Origin of the sequence: uncultured Draconibacterium sp., from assembly GCF_913063105.1 — a bacterium.
Taxonomy (GTDB): domain Bacteria; phylum Bacteroidota; class Bacteroidia; order Bacteroidales; family Prolixibacteraceae; genus Draconibacterium.
On the sequence record NZ_CAJXYQ010000009.1, the window covers coordinates 31,199 to 55,316 of the forward strand.

Consider the following 24,118-nt stretch of genomic DNA (forward strand, 5'->3'; position numbering starts at 1 on the left):
ATTTAAACATTAAACTTTTGGGTTTTAGGCATTGGTTCCACCAACAGTCATTTTCTTAACTAAAACGGTTGGAAGCCCAAGAGTTACCGGAACAGATTGTCCGTCTTTTCCACAGGTCCAGGTACCGCTGTCGTTTTTGTAATCGTTGGCAGCCATGGTAATATCGGCCAGTGCCTGCGGTCCGTTTCCTACAATGTTAATGTCTTTTATCGGGGTGGTGAGTTTTCCGTTTTCGATAATGTAGCCCGATTTTACAAAGAAGGTAAAGTCTCCGGCTCCAATTTTCACTTCTCCATTGCTAAAATTGTCTACATAAACACCATAGTCAACGGCTGCAAAAATCTCTTCAGTGGTATGCGGACCGTTTTCCATGTAGGTTGAACGCATGCGTGGCAATGGCATGTGGCGGAACGATTCGCGACGTCCGTTACCGGTTGGCTCAACACCGTAATGTTTGGCGCTAATACGGTCGTGAATGTATGAATTTAGCATTCCGTCTTTTACGAGGTAAGTTTTTTGAACATCGTTTCCTTCGTCGTCGATATTTATGGCACCGCGGTCGTTTGGCAATGTTCCATCGTCGATGATATTAATAAATGGTTCGGCTACTTTTTTGTTTAGCTTGTCGCTAAATATCGAAGTCCCTTTTCGGTTAAAGTCGGCCTCAAAAGTATGCCCAATTGCTTCGTGTAGCAGAATTCCTGAACCTCCGGCACCCAAAACCACCGGCATTTCGCCAGCTTTTGGTTTGCCTGCTTTAAAAAGTAGGTTGGTTCTGTCAACGGCTTCGTTGGCTAATTCATCAACCAGTTCTTCGCTCAACCATTCAAAACCTCGTCGTACCGATCGGGCGGCATAGGCATTCTCAATCTGCTGGCCGTCTTGCATAATACAAACGGCGTAAAAACTCACCATTGGCCTGTAGTCGTATGTTAACCGGCCTTCCGAGTTGTAGAACAAAACATAGCTGGTTTCGTCGCGCATGCCTGCGTTAACCTTTATAACTTTATCATCTAGTGCAAAAATTTTGTCGTTAATTTTTTGTACAAAAGGTACTTTGTCTTTTACCGAAACATCTTCCCATTTTTGTGAGATTTTGTAAAAGTTAGCAGGAATTTTTTCGTTAAAGCTTTTTGCATCGAAGCTGGCACTGCTATTGGCAATGTTTGCCGCAAGTTTTGCTGCGTTAATCATTTCGTCGAGTGCTAAATTCTCTGAATAGGCAAATCCCGTTTGGTCGCCGTTGAGCACGCGAATACCTACCCCAAAATCGATGTTCGAATAGGCACTGTTAACTTTTCCGTCCTGTAAACCCAGGCTGTTGAATTTTTTATGTTCAAAAAATAAATCGGCATAGTCGCCACCTTTGCTCATGGCAGTTGCAATAACTTTTTGCAACATTTCGGTAGTTACTTCAAAATGGTCTAAATAACTTTTCACGTCTGCTGAAATTTGTACGTTTTGGCATGATTGCGCTAAAGGGGGTAAAATCATACTCCCCGCTGCAAACATACCACTTGTTTTAATAAAATTACGTCTGTCAACTTTCATAGTGCATGTATTTGTTTTTAATTTTCATTTGTTTCTAAGCATACATTTGAAACCAATTAGTAAACAGTGTAAATATAGAATTACACCAATCTCAAACAATCTTTATAAGCAGCAGGTTTTGTTATGGTGTAATCATAAATTACGCACTTTTGTTTTTGTGGTGCAGGGTGTGGTATTTTTGGGGGTGTTTGTGTTAAAAACACCTATTGGGCAGTAATTTGTGGGTGTTTTGTTGGGTCTGCCGGAATAAATGTATGGCTTAATTTTTAGGGGGTGCCATCCTGGTTGGGGTGTCTGACAAAAATCTATATTCAATGTAAATTTTGTATTAATTTATTACAATTTGTTAGAAAAAAGCTTTTTCAAGTTTCATTTAAACATATTTTTGTAGTCGACAGTTAGAAAAAATCTACATTTAAATAAAATTTATTACATCATGAAATCAAAATTGGAATACATTTGGTTAGATGGTTCTGTACCAACTCAACAACTAAGAGCAAAAACTCGTATAGCTGAAAACTTCAGCGGGAAATTGGAAGACTGTCCAGTTTGGTCATTCGATGGTTCTTCAACGAATCAGGCTGGTGGCGAATCTTCAGACCTTCTTTTAAATCCTGTTTTTATTTGTCCAGACCCAGACCGCAAAAATGCGTACCTGGTAATGACAGAAGTGTTGAATCCGGATGGAACTCCACACGATACAAACGGCCGTGCCCATATCGAGGAAGAAGATGAAGACTTCTGGTTTGGTTACGAGCAAGAGTATTTCTTGTACGATCCAAAAACTCGTTTGCCATTAGGTTTCCCTGCAGGTGGTTTTCCTGAGCCTCAAGGACCTTACTATTGTGGTGTAGGTGGTTCTAAAGTATTTGGTCGCGAATTGGTTGAAGAGCATTTCGACCTTTGTTTAGAAGCTGGTTTGAATGTTGAAGGTATCAATGCAGAGGTAGCTGCCGGACAGTGGGAGTACCAGATTTTTGCCAAAGGTGTTCACAATGCCGGAGACCAAATTTGGGTATCACGTTATTTATTGGAGCGTACTGCTGAGAAATATGGTATCGATATCGAATGGCATCCAAAACCACTTGGAAAAGACCTTGACTGGAACGGTTCGGGTATGCACGCTAATTTCTCAAACGGAATTATGCGTTCTTGTGGCGACGAAAAAGTATTTACTGCAATTTGCGAAGAGTTTGGTAAATTCATTCCTGAGCACATTGAAGTATACGGTGCCGGTAACGACCAACGTTTAACAGGTCTTCACGAAACGCAATCAATCGACGAATATAGCTATGGTGTTTCTGACCGTGGTGCTTCTATCCGTATTCCTGTAGGAACTGTTGAAGATGGTTGGAAAGGTCGTTTGGAAGACCGTCGTCCTGCTTCAAATGCCGACCCATACAAAGTTGGTGCACGTATTGTTAAAACTGTTCGTGGCGTTAAGCTATAAACAACGATTATAAATTTATTATCTAAATAAAAAGCTGTTGGTCTGTATTGACTGACAGCTTTTTTTTGTTCAAATTTGCCAAAAATTTACCTGGCCGTGTTCAAAAAGAAAATAGAAATAAATCATCACTTGTTCTACGAAACTTCGCATTCGCCGTCGCTGGTTGATATTGTTGGCCCCGAGCAACTTGGCGATGTAGTTGACTTTTGTTTTATTGAAAATCCTTACTATCCGGATGAGGACTTATTGAAAAAATTGCAAGAGAAACTTCCGGTTGTTATAAAATCGTATCCATCAAGCAACCCCATTCTTGCGCAAAAAGACTTGTCGGCGGTGGTACATGTAAAGCCCGAGTTTTTGATACTTGGCAATGGCGCAACCGAACTGATTACAATTATTCAAGGCCTGCTGGTTGAAGATATGGGCATACCAGTTCCCACCTTTAGCGAGTACATTGAAAAGTTGCAGAATATGGAAAAGGTAAAGCTTTTTCAATTGCCTGCAGATAAGCAGTATCGGCTTGATTTGGCAGCTTATGCCGATTGGCTGGAGGCCGAAAAATTATCATCGGCTTTAATTATAAATCCGGGAAATCCAACCGGGCAGTTCATTTCGCGCGAGGATCTTATCGCCTTTCTCGAGCGAATGAAAAAGTTAAAACTGGTGTTGCTTGACGAATCGTTTATTGATTTTGCCGGTGAGGAAATTCCAAGTCTGATGCCTTTTGTGGAGGAATTTAAGAACCTGGTAATCGTGCGAAGCATGAGCAAGCATTGTGGTGTTCCCGGTTTGCGATTGGGGTATTGCTGTACGGCTAATAGTCATTATTTGAGTAAAATACGGGCGGCGCTGCCGGTTTGGAATATTAATACGCTTGCCGAATATTTTCTAACCCAGTTAAAAGAAACTGATACCGTTTACCACCAGGCGCGAAAAAGAGTGATAGCTGATGTTCGGGAATTGTATGACAATTTGAGTAAGCTTGAGGGCTACGAGGTTTATCCGTCGCAAAGTAATTTTATACTCATAAAAATAAAGCATAACCTTACGGCCTACGAGTTGCAAATGAGGTTGCTGCAGGAGTTTGGAGTGTACGTGCGCGACTGTTCAAATAAAGTTGGCTTAGACAACAAACACATTCGTGTGGCTTCAAAAGGTCGCGATAAAGATCAGTTGTTGGTTTACGCTCTAAGAGAGTTAGCCAACGCTATTCCCTAATTCGAAATTCCCTGATTTTTAAAGATCAATAACTGCGGAATCGCAAACATAGGTTGGGATAATTCCGGAGCTTCCTATTTTTATTTTGGCATTATCGGCTAAAGTGTTTCCCGAAAGTACAAGAGCCGTGTCGAGTCCAAATTTATTTCCGCCAATAATGTCGGTAAAAAGCGTGTCGCCAACCATCAAAATCTCCTTGCGTTGTATATCCGGAATGTCTTTTAAAGCCCGCTCGTAGGCCAGTAAAAACATTTGAGCATCTGGTTTGCCAAATCGAATAAATTTCTTTCCTAAAATTTTTTCAACCAAATCGGCTAACCCTCCAACAGCTACCGCAATGTCGTTTTTGTTTACCGGGTAATTTTTGTCGGTATTGGCCACAATAACGGTCATGTTTTTTTTTCGCAACAGGTTAATGGTTTTATTAATGTCGGTATTCCAGTCGAAACCCTCGTCATCAAGAAAAGCAAACGATTCTACATGTTCCAGGTTGTCAAGGTCGATTTCGCCAATAGGAACTGTTTTTAAACCGGCCGTTTCAATGTAGTGGGCAGAGTCTTTTGTTCCCAGGTAGGCAACAGCATTGCCGTTAATGAGTTTGGTTTTAAAAAACTCCATGGCCAGCATGCCCGACGACAAAATTTTATCAGTAGTAATTGATGGTAAGCCATGTTTGATGTACCATCCTGATAGTTCTTCCGGACTGCGCGATGAATCGTTGGTTAAAACATAATAAGGGATTTGTTTTTTTTCGAGGTAAACAAAGGTATTGGCAATGTCAGGAATAAGTCCTTTATGGTTTTTAAGTACGCCAAAGGCATCAAAAAAAACTGCTCGGTAGTTTTTTACTACACTTCTAAAACTTCTTGTTCTCATTTTTCAGTATCAGAGTTTTAATGTTTTTAAAATTTTCTCTACCCTGTAGTTGGCGTCCAGGGCGGGGAAATAAACGTCGTAGGCTTCCTTAATTAGTTTATTCGAATAGTATCTTCGGAAAAAATAAGGGCCGTCTTTTATTACATAATTCAAAATAAAAAAGCGGTAAACTTCTTTAATCAAATGCACTTCGGGTAGTGTTAACGGAAAAATTCTGTGGTACTCCTTCAGGAAGAGCATAAAGCGGTCTTCCATTAAAGTATCAACCAGGTAGCTAAATACGGTTCGGTCGCCAACATCAGAAACAACACGACTAAAAAAATAAAAATCCATCACCCGCGACGACATGCGAAACCAGTCGTAATCCCAGCGCGAGTAAAATTTTCCGTCGCCTGTAATTGAAAAGTTACCGATGTTCCAGTCAACCAGCACCGGAATGGTTTCAATTTCGGTGTTGTAATTTACCCGGTCGGCATTTTCTAAAAAATTATCGGCATGGCGCAAAATCATATCTTTATGATCCAGTTGCATTTTTATTTCGCTTTTGTGGATCGAGCGTTTGAGTTTCTGAATATCGGTAATTACATTTTTTGAGGACGGTGGTAGCTGGTTAGAAACATTGGTGCAGGCTTTATGAAAACGAGCGAGTTCGCGACCCAGCTTTTTTATGTGTTTTTCATCCAGCCGGCGCGGCAGTTTATTTCGGATTTGAATAGGATTGTAAAAAACCACCCATGCACTGCGTTGGCGTTCGTGGTAGCGATAAATAAAAAGTTCGTTACGTTTTACCAGCGATTGGGCCAAAAACATTTGATAAGGATATTCGAGGTTGTTGGCCAGGTTGTTAATGATAATGTGATCTTCGCGAAAATCCTCGAAATTTCCGTATTCCGAGAGTTTTGCAAATACGGGCTCTCGTTTGTAAAACGAAATTTTATAAACGTGGTTTGTTGAAACTTTTGCACTCACGTCAAAAACGCCTTTAATTTCGTGTCTTTCGCCATCAAATTCTTTCCAGGCCAGTTTAATTATTTGTGCGTAGTCTAATTTTTGCATCATCTTCAGTTCGTATTCAAAAGGTTTTACTACCGTCTTTCAAGGTTCGGTAATTATATAATTTCAAAGTATCTGTTTAGTTCCCACTGCAGGTCTTTGTTGGCTGCCTGCTTATATTCCCATTGGCGCGTTTTGGTAAAATGTTTTACAAAAGCTTCGCCAAAAAGCTCTTTGGCAATAGCCGAATTGGCCATTTTTGTTGTGGCCTCTTCAAGGGTTTCGGGTATGGTACCATTGCTTAGGTGGAGGTAGCCATTGCCCCTTACCGGGTGGCTGGTTAACGGCAATTGGTGTTTTATTCCGTACAGCCCGGCAGCCAGCGAGCCTCCCAAAGCCAAATAGGCATTGGTGTCGGCGCCAGGCACTCTGAACTCCAGTCGTGTTGATTTTTCATCTCCGGTAATAGCCCGCACCGCACAGGTGCGGTTGTCTACTCCCCAGGTTAGTGTGCGCGGAGCCCAGTCGCCTCCGCATAAGCGTTTGTAACTGTTGGGGTTAGGGGCAAACAGGGGCAGTATTTCAGGTAAACATTTTAATAGCCCGGCAATGTATTGTTGTGCGGTTGTGCTCAGATATTCAGGAGTGTCGGCATCAAAAAATAAATTTGTGTTTTGCTCTAAATCCCATAGGCTTTGGTGAATGTGGCCTCCGCATCCCGGAAGTTTCGGGTTCCATTTTGCCATAAAACTGGCCATAAAATTGTGTTGATAGGCAATTTCTTTAACAGCCGATTTAAAAAGTAAAGCCTTGTCGGCGGCAGCCAAAACCTCGTCATAAATAACTGTTGCTTCCATTACACCTGGTCCTGTTTCGGTGTGCATACCTTCAAGCTGAATGTTAAACCGGTGGAGCAATTCAAATAAATCGTTAAAATAGGACTGGTTAAGCGAGGTGCGTAAAATCGAATAACCAAACATTCCGGGGGTTATCGGTTTTAGATCGCTGAAATTGGTTGCGGCAATTTCGCTGGGTGTTCCCATAAAATTAAACCATTCAAATTCTTGCGAGAAAATAGGTTTAAAACCCATTTCCCGGCTCTGTGCTGCAACACGTTTTAATAAACTGCGCGAACAGGCTGATTCTGCATATTTTCGGTCATTACTAAAATCACCCAGAACAAAAGGCGTGTTGTTCTCCCATGGAATTTCCCGATAAGTTTCGTTGGCAACAGTTGCTTTGGCATCGGGGTAACCAGTATGCCAGCCGGTAATCTCGCTGTTTTCGTAACAGGCATCGGCACAATCCCAGCCAAATATTACATCGCAAAAACCCAGACCATTCTCTAGGGCATTGCAAAATTTATCTTTATGAATGTATTTGCCTCGCAGAATTCCATCAATATCTGCAACGGCGAACTTTATTTTTGTCGAATCCTGGTTCTTTATTTTAATCAGTAGCTCTTCTGTATTCATTATTAGCGCTAAATTTTATTTAAAATAAACGATGTTTCAGAAAATAACAAATACATCCACAGCAACTTTCTTTTAAATCGGTTGAAAAAAACGATGTTTGTTTGGCAGAAAAGTAAAATTTTGGCAATACCACCCTGGTGTTGCCCAGGTTGAAGGAAATAATTTATTAAAAAATGCAGTTTGGGTATGATAAATATCAGGATTGACTTGATAAATTGTTAATTTTGAGGTCAGACAAAAAACAGACTTAAATAAATTAATCATGGCACAATTTAGATTTAAAGCACTTGAGGAAGTGCTTAACCGCCGGCCGGATGAAGTAGTAAGAGAAGAGAATCTGGTTTCGGATTATTTTGGTATGCTGGTTTTCGATCAGTCCAAAATGAAAAAATATTTATCGAGAGAAGCATATAAGGCAGTAACCGATGCGGTAGAGCGCGGCACAACTGTTGATCGGAAAATGGCTGATCAGGTGGCACAGGGAATGAAAGCCTGGGCTATTGAAAACGGCGCAACACACTACACGCACTGGTTTCATCCATTAACCGATGGTACCGCAGAAAAACATGATGCGTTTATTGTGCACGGTGCCGATGGTGGCGTTATCGAATCGTTTTCGGGCACGCTTCTGGCACAACAAGAACCCGATGCTTCATCGTTCCCCAGTGGCGGAATTCGCCAAACTTTTGAAGCACGGGGGTACACCGCCTGGGATCCCACATCGCCTGCTTTTATTAGCGAAACAACCTTAACTATCCCAACTATTTTTATTTCGTACACCGGCGAAGCGCTTGATTACAAAACCCCATTGTTGCGTGCTATAAATGCTATTGATAAAGCCGCAACCGATGTATGCCAGTATTTTGATAAAAATGTTACCCGTGTTCAAGCCAATTTGGGTTGGGAACAAGAATATTTTTTAATTGACGAAGCCCTGTTTATGGCTCGACCTGACCTGGTGTTAACCGGAAGAACTCTGATGGGGCATTCTTCATCAAAAGACCAACAGTTGGATGATCATTATTTTTCATCAATACCAACCCGTGTAAATAAGTTTATGCAGGATGTTGAGAATGAAGCTTACAAACTTGGAATCCCGGTAAAAACACGTCATAACGAGGTGGCTCCCAATCAGTTTGAGCTGGCCCCAATTTACGAAGAGGCCAACCTGGCTAACGATCATAACCAGCTGTGCATGGATATTATGCAAAAAATTGCACGCCGGCATAAATTCCGTATTCTGTTCCACGAAAAACCTTTTGCCGGAATTAATGGCTCCGGAAAACATAACAACTGGTCGCTGTCAACCGATACCGGAGTTAACTTGTACTCTCCCGGTAAAAATCCAAAATCAAATTTACAGTTTTTAACCTACGTAATTAATACCTTAAAAGCTGTTTACGATAACCAGGATTTATTGCGTGCAAGCATTTTAACGGCCTCTAACCAGCATCGCCTGGGAGCCAACGAAGCACCGCCATCCATTATCTCAGTATTTTTAGGATCAGAAGTTTCTGCAATGCTCGACCTGATGGAAGAAGCAGTGGTTGACCGAAAAATGACACCGGATGAAAAAACTGCATTGAAACTGAATATTGGCCGTATTCCAGAAATTATTCTGGACAATACCGACCGTAACCGTACATCGCCGTTTGCCTTTACCGGAAACCGCTTCGAGTTTCGTGCAGTAGGGTCAATGGCTAACAATGCCTCTGCATTAATTGTGTTAAACACTGCCATGGCCGACCAGTTGAAAAAATTTAAAGCCAATGTTGATGCTTTAATTGACAAAGGAATTAAAAAGGATGAAGCCATATTCCAGGTGCTGAAAACACTTATTATTGCCACCAAATCAATCCGCTTTAACGGAGATGGGTATAGCGACGACTGGGTGAAGGAAGCCGAAAAACGCGGTTTAACCAACATCAACAATGTTCCCGATAGTTTGGCTGCGTACCTGCGTCCAGAGAATAAAACGTTGTTTGAACGAAACGGAATTTTTAACGAAGCAGAAATAGACGGACGCGTTGAGGTTGAGTACGAAAAGTTCATCATGAAAGTACAGATTGAATCACGCGTTTTGGCCGATATTGCCATAAATCATATCGTGCCAACGGCGGTTCAGTATCAAACCATGCTGCTCGAAAATGTGAAGAACCTGAAAGAGGTATTTCCGGCTGAAGAGTTTAATTCGCTGGCAGGTGGCCGTTTAGAGCTGATTAAAGAAGTTGGCGGGCATATTTCGGCAATTAAAACATTGCGTAAAGAGATGATTGCTGCGCGTGCCAAAGCCAATAAGGTAGAAGATGTTATTGAACGTTCGAAAGAATACGACAAGGAGGTGCGCCCATTCCTCGATGAGATAAGAGGCCACATTGACAGGCTCGAACTTATTGTGGACAACGAAAAATGGCCCTTGCCAAAATATCGCGAACTTTTATTTGTTCGCTAAGCAAAATATGCAGTTATTTAAAAAAGACTTTTCGTTGCGGAAAGTCTTTTTTTATTTGCATACTTAAGCAACTTATATTACGTTAGTTAAAAGACGTATTAATTAATTAAGCATAGTAGGTAAAAAAATTTTACTTTTACTCCCCGAAATTGAATGGGTATGAAGCAGGTTAAACTAGCTGTTTTTTTTATTGTAATTATTATTTTAAGCGGATGCGGATCGGCTAAACACGGTCGCGATGCTCTGTTATCGCAAGATATTGGCGAATACTATAAAGCCATTGAAAAATACCGTAAAGCACGGAAGAAAGAAAAGAGCCGGCAAAAACGAATTGAGTACGCGTATAATTTGGCCGAGTGCTACCGAACAATTGGAATGTACGATTATGCAGCACAGAATTATAAATTCGCTTTACGTTTGGGGTATGACGATAATGAAGCTTTGCTGCACTACGCTGAAATGTTGCGTATTACCCAAAAGTACGAAGAAGCCTACGAAACTTATCGTACTTATCTCGATTCTGTTCCGGGCGACCAACGGGCTCTTGATGGTGTTGAAGCCATGCGTAAAACACAGGAGTGGGTAGCTAATCCAACACGTCATATTATTAATCCGATAAAAGAAATTAACTCGCGCGAAAGCGATTTTGCCCCGGTATTTGTTGGAGGCCGCGATAACGAAATATTTTTTACTTCGTCGCGAAAAGCTGCAACCGGAAAAAAAGAAAGCATGATAACCGGGCAAAAATATACGGATATTTTTAGGGCAACCTTTGGTGTGCAGCGGCAAAAGTGGGAACAGCCCAAATTGCTCGATGAAAATTTGATTATAAATACCGGCGATGAGGAAGGTGCCGTTAGCCTTAACTCAACCGGAGAAGAAATGATATTTACCCGTTGCCGTTACGATAAATCGCAGGCTATGGGTACCGAGCTGTACTCTACCTCTCAGTCGAGAGGATCGTGGTCGGGGCCCATAAAACTCGAAATTGTTGGCGATAGTACTGTTGCTGCTCACCCCGCACTAAGCCCCGATGGAAGCGAAATTTATTTCGTATCGGATATGCCCGGCGGGCAGGGAGGAAAAGACATTTGGAAAGCTACTGTTGAAGGTGGTAACTACGGAAAACCGGTAAATTTAGGTCCGGTTATAAATACATCGCGCGACGAAATGTTTCCTTTTGTTCGCGATAATGGTGAATTGTATTTTGCCTCAAACGGACATATTGGCCAGGGAGGACTCGATCTTTTTCATGCCCATAAAAATGAAGACGGTATTTGGGTAGTTGAAAACATGGGATCGCCAATGAACTCGCCGGCTGATGATTTTGGGATTGCTTTTGTAAGTGGCGAAAATAAAGGAATGTTTACTTCAAACAGAAAAGGATCGCGTGGTGATGATATTTATTCGTTTGTAGTTCCTCCGAAAGTTTATGAGATTGAAATAGAGGTGTTTGATAAAGAAACAGCCTCGCGGTTGGATGGTGCAACCATGCGGGTTATTGGTACCGACGGAACAAACTTAAAAGTGCGGGCAAAAGGCGGAAGGTTTAAAATGAAACTAAAACCTGAAACTGAGTATGTTTTTGCGGCATTTAAAGATAGCTACTTGCGGGATAAAGCTGCCGTTAATACCATTGGCCTTGATGATAGTAAAGATTTTCGTTTTAGCATGTATCTTACACCAACCGATGCGCCAATTAAAGTTGACAATATTAACTACGAGTTTGGAAGCTGGGAACTTCTGGAGAGCTCGAAAACGGCTTTGGATACCCTGGTGGAAATACTGGTTTTTAACCCAACAATTACCATTGAGTTAATGGCGCATACCGACCATGTTGGAAGCGACCAGTTTAACTTCGATTTGTCGCAAAAACGTGCGCAAAGTGTTGTTGATTATCTTATTGAAAAAGGCATAAATCCTGACCGTTTAGTAGCAAAAGGTTATGGCGAAACATGGCCCAAAGCAGTAACCCGAAAGCTGGCCCGACAGTACGATTTCTTAAAGCGGGGCGATGAGCTGACTGAAGAATTTATTTTGCAGTTGCCGGAAGCCCAGCAGGAAATTGCCCGGGGCATAAACCGCCGAACTGAATTCAGAGTATTGTCGACCGATTTTATTGAAAAATTTGATGCTGAACCCGAAGGCTAAATTAGTTGCCTGCAGGGGTGTACGGAATGTGGAAATAAAAAACAGACCCTTCGCCAGGAGTGGAAGAAAAACCAATATCTCCCTGCATTAAATCAATATTTCCTTTGCAAATAGCAAGCCCGAGGCCTACACCGTCGGAAACATGAAGATTGTGGTGGTTTGCATTGTTAAAGCGGGTAAATATAAATTCCCGTGCTTTTTCAGAAATACCAATTCCGGTGTCTTCAACAAAAAACTTCAGTAAATTTTTCTCTTGTTTATAACTTAAACGAATGGTGCCCGAAGTTGTAAATTTATTGGCATTATTCAATAGGTTCATTAAAACTTGCCTAAGTTTTCCTTCGTCGCAAACAATAGAGTCGTTTTTGTCGGTAAGTCCCTTGTTTATAATTAGTTTGATGTCTTTTTTTAGAAGCGGACTTAAGGCAGAGCCAATTTCGTCGATTAATTCATTAAGGTGTACATTGGTGTTGTACACACTCATATTTCCGGTTTCCAACATTGATATATCGAGCAATTCGTTTACGATATATAGTAATTGGTTGGAGCTGTTGCGTATAATTGCCAAAAAGTGCCGGGTTTGTTTTTCGTCAAGTGTGTTGGTATTTAAAATGTCGGAGAAGCCAACAATGCTGTTCATTGGCGTTCTTATTTCATGCGAAATATTTTGAAGAAAGGCCGTCTTGAGTTCATTGCTTTTTTTTGCCTCTGCCTCTGCTTTTCGTAAACGTTTCAGGTGTCTTTTTAAAAGAAGAAAAAGCAGTAGGGAAGTGGTTGCAACGTAAAACCAACCTTTATAAGTTTGAAATTTTGTTAGTAGTTCGTTGTCGCTGGTTATTGTTAAAAGGAATTTGTCGGAGAATAAAATCCAAGCCCCTCCAATAAGCAGGTACAGAAGAGTGATACGATATTCAAACTTTATTTTTTGCATTGTTGCCCACAAACATAAATAAATTCCTAAAATTATAAGAAGTTTTACTGCCTTACCCGGCGGTCATGATTTCTTTTTGATGTTGTAGGCCACCAGCACCTCTCCATGGCGAACAAGCAGCATTCCGTTGTAAATGGCAGGCCTCGACCAGAATGGGCCATTGCCGTGGTTGATTTTAAACGAGCTCACGAGCTTAAACGATTTCGGATTTGCTTCTACCAGGGCCATGTTTCCGCGTTTTTCGTCGCAAAGGTATAACATCCCGTCGGCAGCTATTATCGGGCCTTTGTTGTAAAAGTCGGCAATCCATGTAATTTCCCCGGTAGCCCAATTCATACAAAGCCATTTGCCACTTTGCCGGCCCGTAAAATTCGAACCATATAAATAGCCATCTAAAAGCACTACGCCATGATTTTGGTTGTCAAAAGTCTGGTCTTCGTATTTTACGGAGACTGATTTTCCGTCAGGTGCAATTTTAAGCATGGTTGATTTTACATCCCAGCCGCTGGTAATCCACAAACAGCTGTCGCTGTAGGTGGGAACATTGGTTAATATAGTTGTGTTATCGCCATTTTTACTCAAATAATTGTGTTGAAAGCTCCACATTATTTCGCCGGTTTCAGCTTTTAGGCTCAACAGGTGTGTTTGGCTGGAGGCAATAATGTACTTGTTGCCACAATGGTTTATAAGTGTGGGCGACATATTTGAGCGTTTTGAATCCATCGATTCCGATTTCCAGATTAGTTTTCCGTTATTCTTATCAAGGGCAATCACCATGGTTGTTTTACCTCCAATAGAGGCTATTACCTTATCGTCAACTAATAGTGGCGATTCTGAAACGCCAAACATATCCCATTCGCTTTGGTATTGCTGGTGCAGGTCAACCTTCCAAATAATTTCACCATTTTCAGCATTCATGCATACCATCTCATCTAAACCCGAAATCAGGTATAATCGATTTGCTTCTAAAGTTGGTGTGCAACGAGCTTCGGGAAAAGAGTTGATCCAGGCTCTTCCGTAGGGTTTTTGCCACAAAACATTCCCGCTGGTATCAAGGCAGGTAATATTTTCCAGTGTGTCGATATTCCCCGTAGTGTAAATTCTGTTCTCAGTAGCAATGGTTGATGCATAGCTTTTACCCAAATTGCCGGCCACCCATAATACTTCAGGGCCATCTTCAGGCCAAACTTTCAGCAATTCCTGTTCGGGAAATAGTCCATCGCGATTGGGGCCCCGAAATTGAATAACCTGGGCATTAACCACAATAAATTGTGAAAACAGAAAAAACAGGATAAGGAGGGAAGTTGTTTTTGCAAGTTGGTTCATCGGAATTTCAATTATGTTTCACTTTCCATAACTTCTTGTAAGCGTTTTATTTGTGCCGGATTTCCGAGTACAAAAAGCTGGTCGTTTCTGGATAAAATCATTTGAGGATCGGGGTTGAAAACATAGCGTGCTCCGCTAATTTTTATTCCTATAATATTGGCCCCGGTATATTCCCGTACTTTAAGGTCGGCTATTGATTTGCCAACAAAGCGTTGTGCCAGTTTTTTACAAGATACCTCCTCAAGCGAAACATCGCGTGATTTCTGAAGCAGAATGTATTCGATAAACTCAACAACATCGGGTTGATGTACCAGTTTGGCCATGCGTTGTCCGCCAATACGTTCGGGCATAATCACATTTGTAGCGCCGGCACGTTTCAGTTTCATCTGGCTTTCGAGTTCCGAGGCCCTGCTTATTACCGTAAGGCCCGGATTCATGCTACGCGCTGTTAATACAACAAAAACGTTATCGGCATCGTTGGGAGTGGTTGCAATTAATGCTTTTGCCCGATGTATTCCGGCTTGTTCCAGAGTTTCTTCGTGGGTAGCATCGCCCTTTATATATAATAATTCCGGGTTGGAACGAACCCGCGAAATTACATTGTCGCGTTTGTCAAGAATTACAAATTCCACTTCGTTTTCAGCCAGTTCCATGGCTGCCTGCTCGCCATTTCGGCCATAGCCCACAATTATTACGTGGTCTTTTAGTTTTGCAATTTTTTTATCCACCCTGTACGTTTTTATATAGTTAGCCAATTCGCCGTCGAAAATAAAGCGGGCCATGTTTGAACCAACATAAGCCAAACTTCCCAAACTCATAATTATTAAAATAATCGTAAAAATCATCCCGTTTTCAGAGGGATCGTGACCAACGTGCTTAAAGCCAACGGTTGAGATGGTAATAACCGTCATGTAAAGGCTTTCAAGCAGTGTAAGGTCTTCAATGTAATAGTAACCGGCGGTTCCGAAGGTAAGTATTGAAATTAACAAGCCTACTCCAACTTTAATGGTGCGGCTCGAAACTTCCTGAAACTTATTAAACTGCTGGCTGCTTGTACTCATGTTAGTTGTCCTGATTTTTTATTGATGAAACTAATTTCACCCCTATGTGGCAATTTAAACATTTTTTTGGTTCGCAGTAACAGTTTTTTAATTGAAGTAGCGCCTGCGATTCAAAAGCCGAACGTGCCTGTATACCCAGCTTTGTCCATTTTGAAATAATTGAATTATGTTCGGACGGAAGCTGTTCTAAAAAGTTAAGCGCACGGTTTTTTAGTTCGTTTTTGTTTTGCTTCTCGCCATAAACAAAAAGAATAGGAATTACTACGTTTATTATTAGGATGTTGGCTGCTGTTTCGCCAAGTTCTTTCGGAGAATTGCTTTTGGCTGCCTTGTTAAAATTGTAATGCGAATTCCAGTATTCGGCAGCTTTAACCTGAAATAGTTTTTTCAGCTCCTCAATGGTTTGTGTTTCCAGTATACGCGAAAAAAGGCCTTGCCACTGGTAGATGAGCGAAGCCAATTGCGAAATTCTGATGGTTGGAAAATTAGCCGGACGCAGACGCAGAAACTTCCACAAATGACTTTCAATACCTTTTAATTGGTATTTTTTGTACAAAAACGAATACTCGTCGCGCAACTGTATAAAGTAATCGTCGCCTAAAAGTTGTTGGTTTAATAGTCCGGAGTTTCCAAAAAGCAGGGCTTCAAGCTGAAACCGGCTGTTTTTATGTTTTAACAGCAGTTGAATAGGCAGTGACTTTGCCAGGAGTTCAAATGGCGCGGCATTAACTTTAAAACCAAGCGTTCGGGCCAATACCTCAAAAAATGTGGTTTCCCAGTTGTTTTTGTTTTGCTGTAATTTGCTTTCTATGGCAAGTGTTTTATCCTCAAGTCGTTCAATCATTAAACGGTTAAACCCCAGTTGTAGAATAATCGGATCGATTCGATGAAAGTGATGTTCGCAAGCTATCCACGTGTCGGATTGAAGAAGTTGCTGGTAGTTGTGTTTAAGCAGTTCTGGGTATTGGATAATAAATGTGGGAATGGGGTTGCCGTTGCTTCGTGTGGTTGCGGTGTCGGCTGTTTCAACAACATGTAAAATTACGTTGTCGTACGCTTTGTTGGTGTGGTGTGCATGCTTATGCCAATCGGAAGCTTTTTTATGAATTTCAATATTTCCGGCCCAGATGGTTTTGTTTAGCTTAATTTTCGCATTAAAAAAATCGGGGCCTGCATTGGTGTTTGTTCTTCCCGGATCGATTATTTCAAGATGTTGTCCATCAGTAGTTTGAAGTTGCTTATTCAAATAAAGCTTGTTTTTCCAAATGTATTGAAGGAATTCTTCAGGCATACTTTGTGGGGTATTCATAAAAAACAGATTTGAATTTTTTTAAAGATAACTAAAATCCGTAATATAAAGTTTGCCTCTTTATTCGAAAGAAAAAATCTTTCAGCCCAACAGTTACTGCATTTTCTGAAAAATATCCCAAAGCACAATTCCGGCACTTACCGAAATATTAAAAGAATGTTTGGTGCCATACTGCGGAATTTCAATGGTTCCGTTGCACAGGTTTACAACACTTTGTTTTACTCCTTTCACCTCGTTCCCAAAAACGAGTGCAATTTTTTCTGCTTTACAAGGCTTAAAATCGGGTAACATTATACTGTTTTCTACCTGCTCAATGGCGAACACTTTAAAACCATCAGCCTGAAGTTTTTTTACCACATCTTCGGTGTGTTCAGTATATTCCCAATCAACCGATTTTTCGGCATCAAGTGCTGTTTTTCGAATTTCGTTATTCGGGGGTGTTGCTGTTATTCCACACAGGTAAATTTTTTGAATCAGCAAAGCATCAGAAGTACGAAAAACAGAGCCAATATTGTTGCAGCTTCTGATATTGTCGAGCACTACAACAAGAGGAGTTTTTTCTTTTTGTTTATATTCGTCAACTGTTAAGCGGCCAAGTTCAATGTTTCTGAGTTTTCTCATAAATCCAGTATTTTTTTTACCAGTTAACTTTAGCTCGTTTGAAAGGTTGCGACATACAGCGAGCTCCGCCACCACCGCGGGCAAGCTCAGATCCGGCAATGGTTACTACACATTTTTTATAATCGTTAACTTCCACTTTGCCATCAATTACATCGGTGGCAGTTAATACGTTGTAGCCGTTTTTCTCCAGCTCCTCAATGGTGTGGATATTCCGTTGGTAGCCCATAATTTTTCCCGGTGCAAAGGCAAAAAAGTTAGCCCCGCTATGCCACTGCTCACGTTCCTGAATCCAGGCGTCGCTACTGCCGCCGCAATAAATGGGTTTTAAATCCATTCCCAATTTTTTTAGTGCTTTTGGCAGGTTGGGCATTTCTTCAATTTTACTTACCTCTCCGTTTTCTATTTCAATATGTATGGTTTTAAAACGGCTCATCCCAAAAATAACGGGCGGGTATACCATGCATTCATCGGTGTTCAGAAAAGTAAAAACCATATCAAGGTGTATAAAAGATTCTGGAGTTTCAGGAAGTTCCTGAACAATAATATGGTGTTTCTCTTTTTTTTGTTTTTTAATATTTTCGATAATAAAATCAATTCCCTGAGTGCTGGTGCGAACACCGGTGCCAATCACAAAAATATCGTCGCGGGCAATTTGTACATCTCCTCCTTCAACCATCGATTTTCGGTTCACCATTATTCCGTCCTTTGGTTTTCCTGGATTCAGAATGGTGGTTTCAATTAAAGGGTGGTATTTATAAATGGCTTCCATGATAATTGATTCGCGCTCGCGCACCGGATTTGCCATTTTTCCAACCAAAATATTGTCATTCATTGCCATGGCCGAGTCGCGGGTAAAAAACAAGTTGTGCAAGGGCCGCAATAAAAAACGTTCGTTGCTCAGGTAGTTGGTAAGGTTGTTTTTTTCAAGAATAACACCTTCAATTAATAAACTTGCCAACTCTTTTGCGGGGGCATCAAACATTTGCTGGCAGCTATCAATGTGCTCAGTCATGCAAATCTCTTTCAGTAATTTGTTTTTTATTTCGCCAATGGCCAAAATATCCGTCAGTAAATCTTTTACCTGGTATACCTCCGATACTTTTTTTAATACCCCTTGAAACTGCGCATACTCCTTTGCTGCTATGGATAGGTTTAATATGTCGCTGTACAGTGCCCGCTCGGCATTTGCCGGTGTCATATTTTCAACTTCCGAGCCGGGGGTATGTATAATAACGCCCTCTAACTGCCCGATTTCAGAATGAACCGATGTCTTCATAACCACGTATAATAGATGATTTTTTCGGGGTCAAAGATATAAACTTTGACTGGTCTGTAATTGATTAACGAATAATTCGTTCTACTTTTATGTTGTTAAAAATATTTTAGTGAAAAGGCTATACTTTATATTGATATTATTACTTGTTGCAAAGGTTGCCAGCGCTCAGGAACCCGACACCCCTTCTGTTAATATGGGCTATGTGCAGAATGGCGATACTTTAATTTTTAAGAACATTAAGGAAGTAGTTGTATTTCCGAACCGGGAGTTTAAAAGCAAGCGGGATTATCGACGGTATACGCGCTATGTACGAAAGGTGAAAAAAGTGTATCCGCTGGCATTAAAAGCCCGGGTGTTGTTGGAAGAGTACGAGCCGCAATATTATGCACTGGAAACCAAAAAGGAGCAACGCCAGCTAATGAAACAACTGGAAAAAGAATTGCTGGACGAACATAAACAAGAACTCAAAAAATGGTCGATATCTGATGGCCGTATTTTGTTAAAACTCATTAACCGCGAAACGGAACGAACTCCATACAGCCTGATAAAAGATTTTAGAGGAGGCTTTAGTGCCACTTTTTGGCAAGGTATTGCCCGTTTATTCAGAAACAACCTAAAGGCCGGATACGACCCCGACGAAGAGGATAAAGTACTGGAAGAAATTGTTACATTAATAGAACTTGGCTATTTGTAAAATGCGCAATTATATACGGACTTTTGTAGCCATTAAGATAGAACCCAATGCCCATGTGCTTGATTTGATGCAAGGATTAAAGCAAGTGTTTGTAAAAGACCGGATAAACTGGGTTAATCCGGCTGGTTTACATTTAACTTTACGTTTTATCGGAAATACAAATCGGGAACAACTTTACAAACTGGTGGATCGTTTAGGGACGGCAGTTCCGTTACACAATGCTTTTAACATGAAGGTAGTTGGTACGGAGTGCTTTAAGCGAAAAAATAAACCCGGTGTTGTATTTGCAAAAATTGAGGCATCCCATACTTTGCAGCTATTACAACAAGCCATAGAAAAGGAGATTGTAGCCTGTGGATTTTATGAAGAGCAAAAACTGTTCCGTCCGCATATAACGCTGGGGCGCGTAAAATCTGTACGTAATAACACGCAGTTTTGTTCAATTATAGAAAAAATGCCTGATAAAATTTACCAGGAAATTGAGGTAAAAGAACTTGTTCTTTTTCAAAGTATTTTAAAACCAACAGGGCCTGAATACCGACCTGTGCAAATGTTTTCATTGTTATGATAGCAACAACACCAAAGCCACCTTATTACGCTGTAATTTTTACCACAATTCGTAAGCTTGCCGATGATGAGTACAAGCAAATGGCCAAACAGATGCTGGAGCTGGCGCAAAAACAAACGGGGTATTTGGGCGAAGAATCGGTTGCCGGTGAAATGGGTATCACCGTATCGTACTGGGGTAGTTTAACGGCTATTGAAAATTGGAAAAATAATGTGCTGCATAAAAATGCACAAAACCTCGGGAAAGAAAAATGGTATGAGAAATATGCGCTCAGGGTTGCCCGCGTGGAACGCGATGCCTTTTGGGCTTAGCTCTTATTTACCGTTGCCTTTTACACTTACCATAATGGTGTAAATTAAAATCTTAAAATCAATGTATAACGATATGTTTTTCAGGTACATCATGTCGTAAGTTAAGCGTTCCAGCATTTCGTCAACGTTTGATGCGTATCCGTATTTTACCTGCCCCCACGAGGTAATTCCCGGACGAAGTTTATGCAAATGGGTGTAATGCGGTGCCCTTTTTATAATTTGATTAATGTAGAATTCTCTTTCGGGGCGTGGCCCTACCAACGACATGGAGCCCATTATTACATTAAAAAACTGGGGGATTTCGTCGAGATGTGTTTTTCTGAGAAAACGGCCAATGGGAGTTATTCTTGCATCGTTTTCCGATGAAAGTGCCGGCGAATCTTTTTCGGCATCCACTACCATGCTTCGTAGTTTGTAAATATTAAACGGTTTTCCGTAGCGCCCAATACGTTCCTGTTTATAAAGAACTGGGCCTTTCGAGCTGGTTTTAATAATAACGGCCAGAATAATAAAAACCGGAAAAAACAAAATCAGGGCAAGAAGCGAAAACACAACATCAATGAGACGTTTCATATTTTCTTGCCAGCCGGGCATTAATCCGTTGCTTATTTTTATTAACGGACTGCCAAAAATGGTATTGGTTTTGGTCATACTACTTAGCAAATCATACAAATCGGGTATACCCCAAATGGTAATTTGCCTGTTTTCAATAATGGTAAGTATCTGGCTCAGTTTGTCGTGTTCTTTGGTTTCAAGAGCCAATATTACTTCCTCAATATTTTCTTTGTCAAGTATGTCGATAATGTCGTTTACCTGCCCCAGCATAGGAAGCTGATTGCTTAATACCGAATCGCTTTGTTTATCAAGCTCAATAAAGCCAACAAATTTGTTGCCGGCAGGCCTTACCTGGTTCGACATTTCATTGTATACTTTCAGGGCTTTTTCGTTGCTCCCTATTATTAGTGTATTAAACCCAATTTTTCGTTTATGTATTTTATGAATGGTTTGTGTGGTTAATATTAAGCGAAAAAAGTAGGTTAACGAAAAGTGCAGGGCAAAAAGTGTAGCAACCGAGTGGTAATAATTTTTGTACGATCCAATCCAGTCGTCGAGCAAAAAGGCGAAAAATATGATTATTACTCCAACAACCGAGGTAGAAAAAGTTTGACCAAGCTCGAGTAGGCGCGAACGCCGGTAAATATTATTATAAAAGCCAACAATATAATAAAAGGTAATCCAGAAAAGCGGAATAATAATAAGGCCTAAAAAAAACTGGGTAGTAAATTCAAACGGAACATCCCATCCGTTAAAGTGTTGAGGCTCAATAATTTCTTTCCGATAAATAAAAAAAGCTGCCCAGGCCAAAGCTGCAGCAAAAAAATCGAAAAATAAATATTTGGCTGTTTGCCACGATTTATTCATGAACAAGCGATTAAGTCAGGTCGTTTACGCAATCATTATTCAAACGGCCTTGTGTGCAAATTATTGCGGCAAAAGTAACTTTTTATCACTATTAATGAACGGAAAACTGCGCGATCTTTTTACTGATTTTTTGGGCAACATGCATGGCAATCAGGTAATCTTCCAGCGTCGACATTTTTTTTGTTTTCCCTTCAATGGTCTGGATAAAAACATCCAGTTCATTTATCGTGCAATCATCTTTAAAATCGATGGGTTGATTGTCTGACAAAAATTTCTGTTTGGAAAAATTAAATGTTGCAAATTGGTTGTCGGAGTAAATGCGAAGTTTAAAGTTTTTCAACGATTCCAGTTTCCCAAAGTTGAGGTTCACTACCGATGCATCGCCAAACTCAAGACGAACGTTAGTAAACTTAGAGTTATTAAACCCCGGGAAAGTAACTGCACCTATTTTTTTTGGCGACACTCCGGTAATACCCAAAAGCATTAAAAGCATGGGGTACAACGAATTTTTTTCGGTAACAGCTGATTCGAAATTTGAATAGTCGATAAAAGCCGGTGTTTTAATATTTTTATTTACCCATTGAATGGCAGCCGTAAAGAAATATGGATTGGTAACTTGTACAACCGATCTCGATTCGTTAATCAGTTTGTTCAATTCTACACATTCATCAATACTCAGGTCGGGGTATTCGGCGCAAAAAATATGTTTTGATTTTTTTACAATGTCGCGCATAAACTTGAATGGCATTGGTGTTGAGTTATCCATAACAATCACATCAGCACGTTCAATTAGCTCAACCCGGTTGAATTCCGGTATCGAATAATGGAAGCCCGTGAGCTCAGCACTTGAGCCTACGGATGCTTTCCCAATAATATTTATTAAGGCATTCTTTTTTATCTCAACGGCAAACGGTTCAAGAATTTCGGTATTTCCTATTAACCCAACATTTAACATTTTGCGCTATTTAAATGGTTTCTATGCAAATATAAAATTCAGCAGAACAACTTTTCGGGCGGGAGGTGTTAATTTATCAACGTTAAATGTTAATATTCATTAGGTGTGGCTACTGCTATTGGTAAGCGAATTCGATTAATTTTGTGCATATAGTTAAGTAAAAATGATAAACGACTCATCAAGGCATAAAGGCTTGCGCAAACGTTTGGTTGACGGACTGAAAGTTAAAGGAATAAGAAACGAAGCTGTTTTGGCAGCTATCGGGAATGTTCCGCGTCATTTATTTATGGATAGTGGATTTATCAATTTTGCCTATAAAGACCAGGCATTTCCTATTGGTGCAGGACAAACAATTTCGCAACCTTACACGGTTGGTTTTCAAACCCAGTTACTGGATGTTAAACCCGGTGAAAAAGTTTTAGAGGTAGGAACAGGATCGGGCTACCAGGCAGCGGTTTTGGTTGAAATGGGCGCTAAAGTTTTTACGATTGAACGACAAAAAGAACTCTATAATAAAACACATAAATTTTTGCCATCAATAGGGTACAAGGCCGCATGCTTTTTTGGAGATGGCTATAAAGGACTTCCTAACTTTGCACCGTTTGATAAAATTCTTGTCACTGCAGGAGCTCCGCTTGTTCCCGCAGACTTAAAAATGCAGCTAAGAATTGGAGGGAGACTGGTAGTGCCGGTAGGCAACGATAAGCACCAGGAAATGTGCGAAATTATTCGTATTGACGAAAATGATTTTACAATGAAAAAACATGGAGGCTTTGTTTTTGTTCCTTTATTAAAAGGTACCGTAAATTATTAGTAAATGATAAAAGTTGAGAAATTTGTTGTTAATCCACTGGGCGAAAACACCTTTGTATTAAGCGATGCGAGCGGCGAGTGTGTAATTATCGATCCCGGATTTTTTTATGGAGAAGAGCAGGAAGAGCTGAAACACTACTTGGAAAGTAATGGATTGAATCCGCTTAAAATAATGAATACCCACTGCCATTTCGATCATATTATGGGAGTGGAGTTTGTTCGCAAGTACTACCAAATTCCGTTTTGCGCACACCCCGATGACAGTTTTTGGGTGGACCGGGCAGTTGACCAGGGCAAAATGTTTGGTTTTGAAATGAAAAGCGTAAGCCCGATTGATGAATTTATACAAGAGGGCGAAACAATTAAATTTGGACAATCGGAACTTGAAGTAATTCATGTGCCGGGGCATGCGCCGGGGCACGTCGTATTTTACAGTAAGGAAGATAAGCTGCTAATTGCAGGCGATGTGCTTTTCTACGGAAGTATTGGCCGAACCGATTTACCTGGCGGAAATCACGAGGTGCTGATAAGCAACATTAAGCAGAAACTGTTTAAATTGCCGGATGAAACAACGGTTTATTGTGGACATGGCCGCGAAACAACGCTGGGCTTCGAACAAACAAACAATCCGTTTTTAACCTGAATGTAAACATTTTAAAATGGTT

21 protein-coding genes are annotated in these 24,118 nt (G+C 40.7%); 9 read left to right on the forward strand and 12 right to left on the reverse strand.

Annotated elements, in window-relative coordinates:
- Nucleotides 1-24: 24 nt before the first annotated feature.
- Nucleotides 25-1,551, reverse strand: coding sequence for a TldD/PmbA family protein (locus QZ574_RS10635; RefSeq protein ID WP_297089463.1), 1,527 nt, complete (start codon nucleotides 1,549-1,551; stop codon nucleotides 25-27).
- A gap of 436 nt (nucleotides 1,552-1,987) precedes the next feature.
- Here QZ574_RS10635 and QZ574_RS10640 point away from each other — a divergent pair, with 436 nt between their 5' ends.
- Both QZ574_RS10640 and QZ574_RS10645 read left to right on the forward strand, forming a co-directional pair.
- Nucleotides 1,988-3,001: a glutamine synthetase beta-grasp domain-containing protein gene (locus tag QZ574_RS10640; protein ID WP_297089464.1), complete on the forward strand. Its 1,014-nt coding sequence runs from the start codon at nucleotides 1,988-1,990 to the stop codon at nucleotides 2,999-3,001.
- A 75-nt stretch (nucleotides 3,002-3,076) separates the two neighbouring features.
- Nucleotides 3,077-4,219: a histidinol-phosphate transaminase gene (locus tag QZ574_RS10645; protein WP_297089465.1), complete on the forward strand. Its 1,143-nt coding sequence runs from the start codon at nucleotides 3,077-3,079 to the stop codon at nucleotides 4,217-4,219.
- An 18-nt stretch (nucleotides 4,220-4,237) separates the two neighbouring features.
- On the opposite strand, the gene QZ574_RS10650 is transcribed toward QZ574_RS10645, so the two are convergent.
- The 3 genes from QZ574_RS10650 to QZ574_RS10660 are packed head-to-tail and all read right to left on the reverse strand — an operon-like array spanning nucleotide 4,238 to nucleotide 7,563.
- Entirely contained in the window at nucleotides 4,238-5,095 is an 858-nt protein-coding gene (locus QZ574_RS10650) for an HAD-IIA family hydrolase (RefSeq protein WP_297089466.1), read from the reverse strand.
- Between the two features lie 9 nt (nucleotides 5,096-5,104).
- Nucleotides 5,105-6,154 carry a hypothetical protein gene (locus QZ574_RS10655; RefSeq protein ID WP_297089467.1) on the reverse strand — a complete coding sequence of 350 codons (1,050 nt, stop codon included), beginning with the start codon at nucleotides 6,152-6,154 and terminating at the stop codon, nucleotides 5,105-5,107.
- Between the two features lie 50 nt (nucleotides 6,155-6,204).
- On the reverse strand, nucleotides 6,205-7,563 hold the full coding sequence (locus QZ574_RS10660) for a hypothetical protein (protein ID WP_297089468.1): 1,359 nt from the start codon (nucleotides 7,561-7,563) through the stop codon (nucleotides 6,205-6,207).
- A 262-nt stretch (nucleotides 7,564-7,825) separates the two neighbouring features.
- On the opposite strand from QZ574_RS10660, the gene QZ574_RS10665 reads away from it, so the two are divergent.
- Together QZ574_RS10665 and QZ574_RS10670 are read left to right on the forward strand one after the other, a co-directional pair.
- Nucleotides 7,826-10,015, forward strand: coding sequence for a glutamine synthetase III (locus QZ574_RS10665; RefSeq protein WP_297089469.1), 2,190 nt, complete (start codon nucleotides 7,826-7,828; stop codon nucleotides 10,013-10,015).
- Nucleotides 10,016-10,174: 159 nt separating this feature from the next.
- Nucleotides 10,175-12,166: an OmpA family protein gene (locus QZ574_RS10670; RefSeq protein ID WP_297089470.1), complete on the forward strand. Its 1,992-nt coding sequence runs from the start codon at nucleotides 10,175-10,177 to the stop codon at nucleotides 12,164-12,166.
- A gap of 1 nt (nucleotide 12,167) precedes the next feature.
- Here QZ574_RS10670 and QZ574_RS10675 read toward each other — a convergent pair whose 3' ends face one another.
- From QZ574_RS10675 to QZ574_RS10700, 6 genes are all read right to left on the reverse strand, one after another.
- Complete coding sequence (locus QZ574_RS10675) at nucleotides 12,168-13,097, reverse strand: ATP-binding protein (RefSeq protein WP_297089471.1); 930 nt, start codon at nucleotides 13,095-13,097, stop codon at nucleotides 12,168-12,170.
- Between the two features lie 63 nt (nucleotides 13,098-13,160).
- Nucleotides 13,161-14,423 (reverse strand): PQQ-binding-like beta-propeller repeat protein, encoded by a 1,263-nt coding sequence (locus tag QZ574_RS10680; protein WP_297089472.1) that lies wholly within the window; start codon nucleotides 14,421-14,423, stop codon nucleotides 13,161-13,163.
- Between the two features lie 11 nt (nucleotides 14,424-14,434).
- Complete coding sequence (locus tag QZ574_RS10685; protein WP_297089473.1) at nucleotides 14,435-15,484, reverse strand: potassium channel protein; 1,050 nt, start codon at nucleotides 15,482-15,484, stop codon at nucleotides 14,435-14,437.
- Nucleotide 15,485: 1 nt separating this feature from the next.
- Nucleotides 15,486-16,793 (reverse strand): DUF2851 family protein, encoded by a 1,308-nt coding sequence (locus QZ574_RS10690; RefSeq protein ID WP_297089474.1) that lies wholly within the window; start codon nucleotides 16,791-16,793, stop codon nucleotides 15,486-15,488.
- Nucleotides 16,794-16,886: 93 nt separating this feature from the next.
- Complete coding sequence (locus QZ574_RS10695) at nucleotides 16,887-17,414, reverse strand: RNA methyltransferase (protein WP_297089475.1); 528 nt, start codon at nucleotides 17,412-17,414, stop codon at nucleotides 16,887-16,889.
- 16 nt (nucleotides 17,415-17,430) lie between these two features.
- Nucleotides 17,431-18,690 carry an arginine deiminase family protein gene (locus QZ574_RS10700; RefSeq protein ID WP_297089476.1) on the reverse strand — a complete coding sequence of 420 codons (1,260 nt, stop codon included), beginning with the start codon at nucleotides 18,688-18,690 and terminating at the stop codon, nucleotides 17,431-17,433.
- 109 nt (nucleotides 18,691-18,799) lie between these two features.
- Here QZ574_RS10700 and QZ574_RS10705 point away from each other — a divergent pair, with 109 nt between their 5' ends.
- From QZ574_RS10705 to QZ574_RS10715, 3 genes are read left to right on the forward strand one after another with little or no spacing between them, the layout of a single operon-like run.
- Nucleotides 18,800-19,384 carry a DUF4294 domain-containing protein gene (locus tag QZ574_RS10705; RefSeq protein WP_297089477.1) on the forward strand — a complete coding sequence of 195 codons (585 nt, stop codon included), beginning with the start codon at nucleotides 18,800-18,802 and terminating at the stop codon, nucleotides 19,382-19,384.
- Between the two features lies 1 nt (nucleotide 19,385).
- Nucleotides 19,386-19,952, forward strand: a complete 567-nt coding sequence (gene thpR, locus QZ574_RS10710) for an RNA 2',3'-cyclic phosphodiesterase (protein ID WP_297089478.1) — start codon at nucleotides 19,386-19,388, stop codon at nucleotides 19,950-19,952.
- Entirely contained in the window at nucleotides 19,949-20,263 is a 315-nt protein-coding gene (locus tag QZ574_RS10715; protein ID WP_297089479.1) for an antibiotic biosynthesis monooxygenase, read from the forward strand. The genes thpR and QZ574_RS10715 overlap by 4 nt, the downstream gene beginning before the upstream one ends.
- Nucleotides 20,264-20,266: 3 nt before the next feature.
- Here QZ574_RS10715 and QZ574_RS10720 read toward each other — a convergent pair whose 3' ends face one another.
- Complete coding sequence (locus tag QZ574_RS10720) at nucleotides 20,267-21,685, reverse strand: sugar transferase (RefSeq protein WP_297089480.1); 1,419 nt, start codon at nucleotides 21,683-21,685, stop codon at nucleotides 20,267-20,269.
- A gap of 91 nt (nucleotides 21,686-21,776) precedes the next feature.
- The gene (locus QZ574_RS10725; protein WP_297089481.1) at nucleotides 21,777-22,640 is read right to left on the reverse strand and encodes a hypothetical protein; all 864 of its coding nucleotides are present in this window, start codon (nucleotides 22,638-22,640) and stop codon (nucleotides 21,777-21,779) included.
- A gap of 163 nt (nucleotides 22,641-22,803) precedes the next feature.
- Here QZ574_RS10725 and QZ574_RS10730 point away from each other — a divergent pair, with 163 nt between their 5' ends.
- Complete coding sequence (locus tag QZ574_RS10730; protein ID WP_297089482.1) at nucleotides 22,804-23,454, forward strand: protein-L-isoaspartate(D-aspartate) O-methyltransferase; 651 nt, start codon at nucleotides 22,804-22,806, stop codon at nucleotides 23,452-23,454.
- A 3-nt stretch (nucleotides 23,455-23,457) separates the two neighbouring features.
- Nucleotides 23,458-24,096 (forward strand): MBL fold metallo-hydrolase, encoded by a 639-nt coding sequence (locus QZ574_RS10735; protein ID WP_297089483.1) that lies wholly within the window; start codon nucleotides 23,458-23,460, stop codon nucleotides 24,094-24,096.
- Nucleotides 24,097-24,118: the final 22 nt, after the last annotated feature.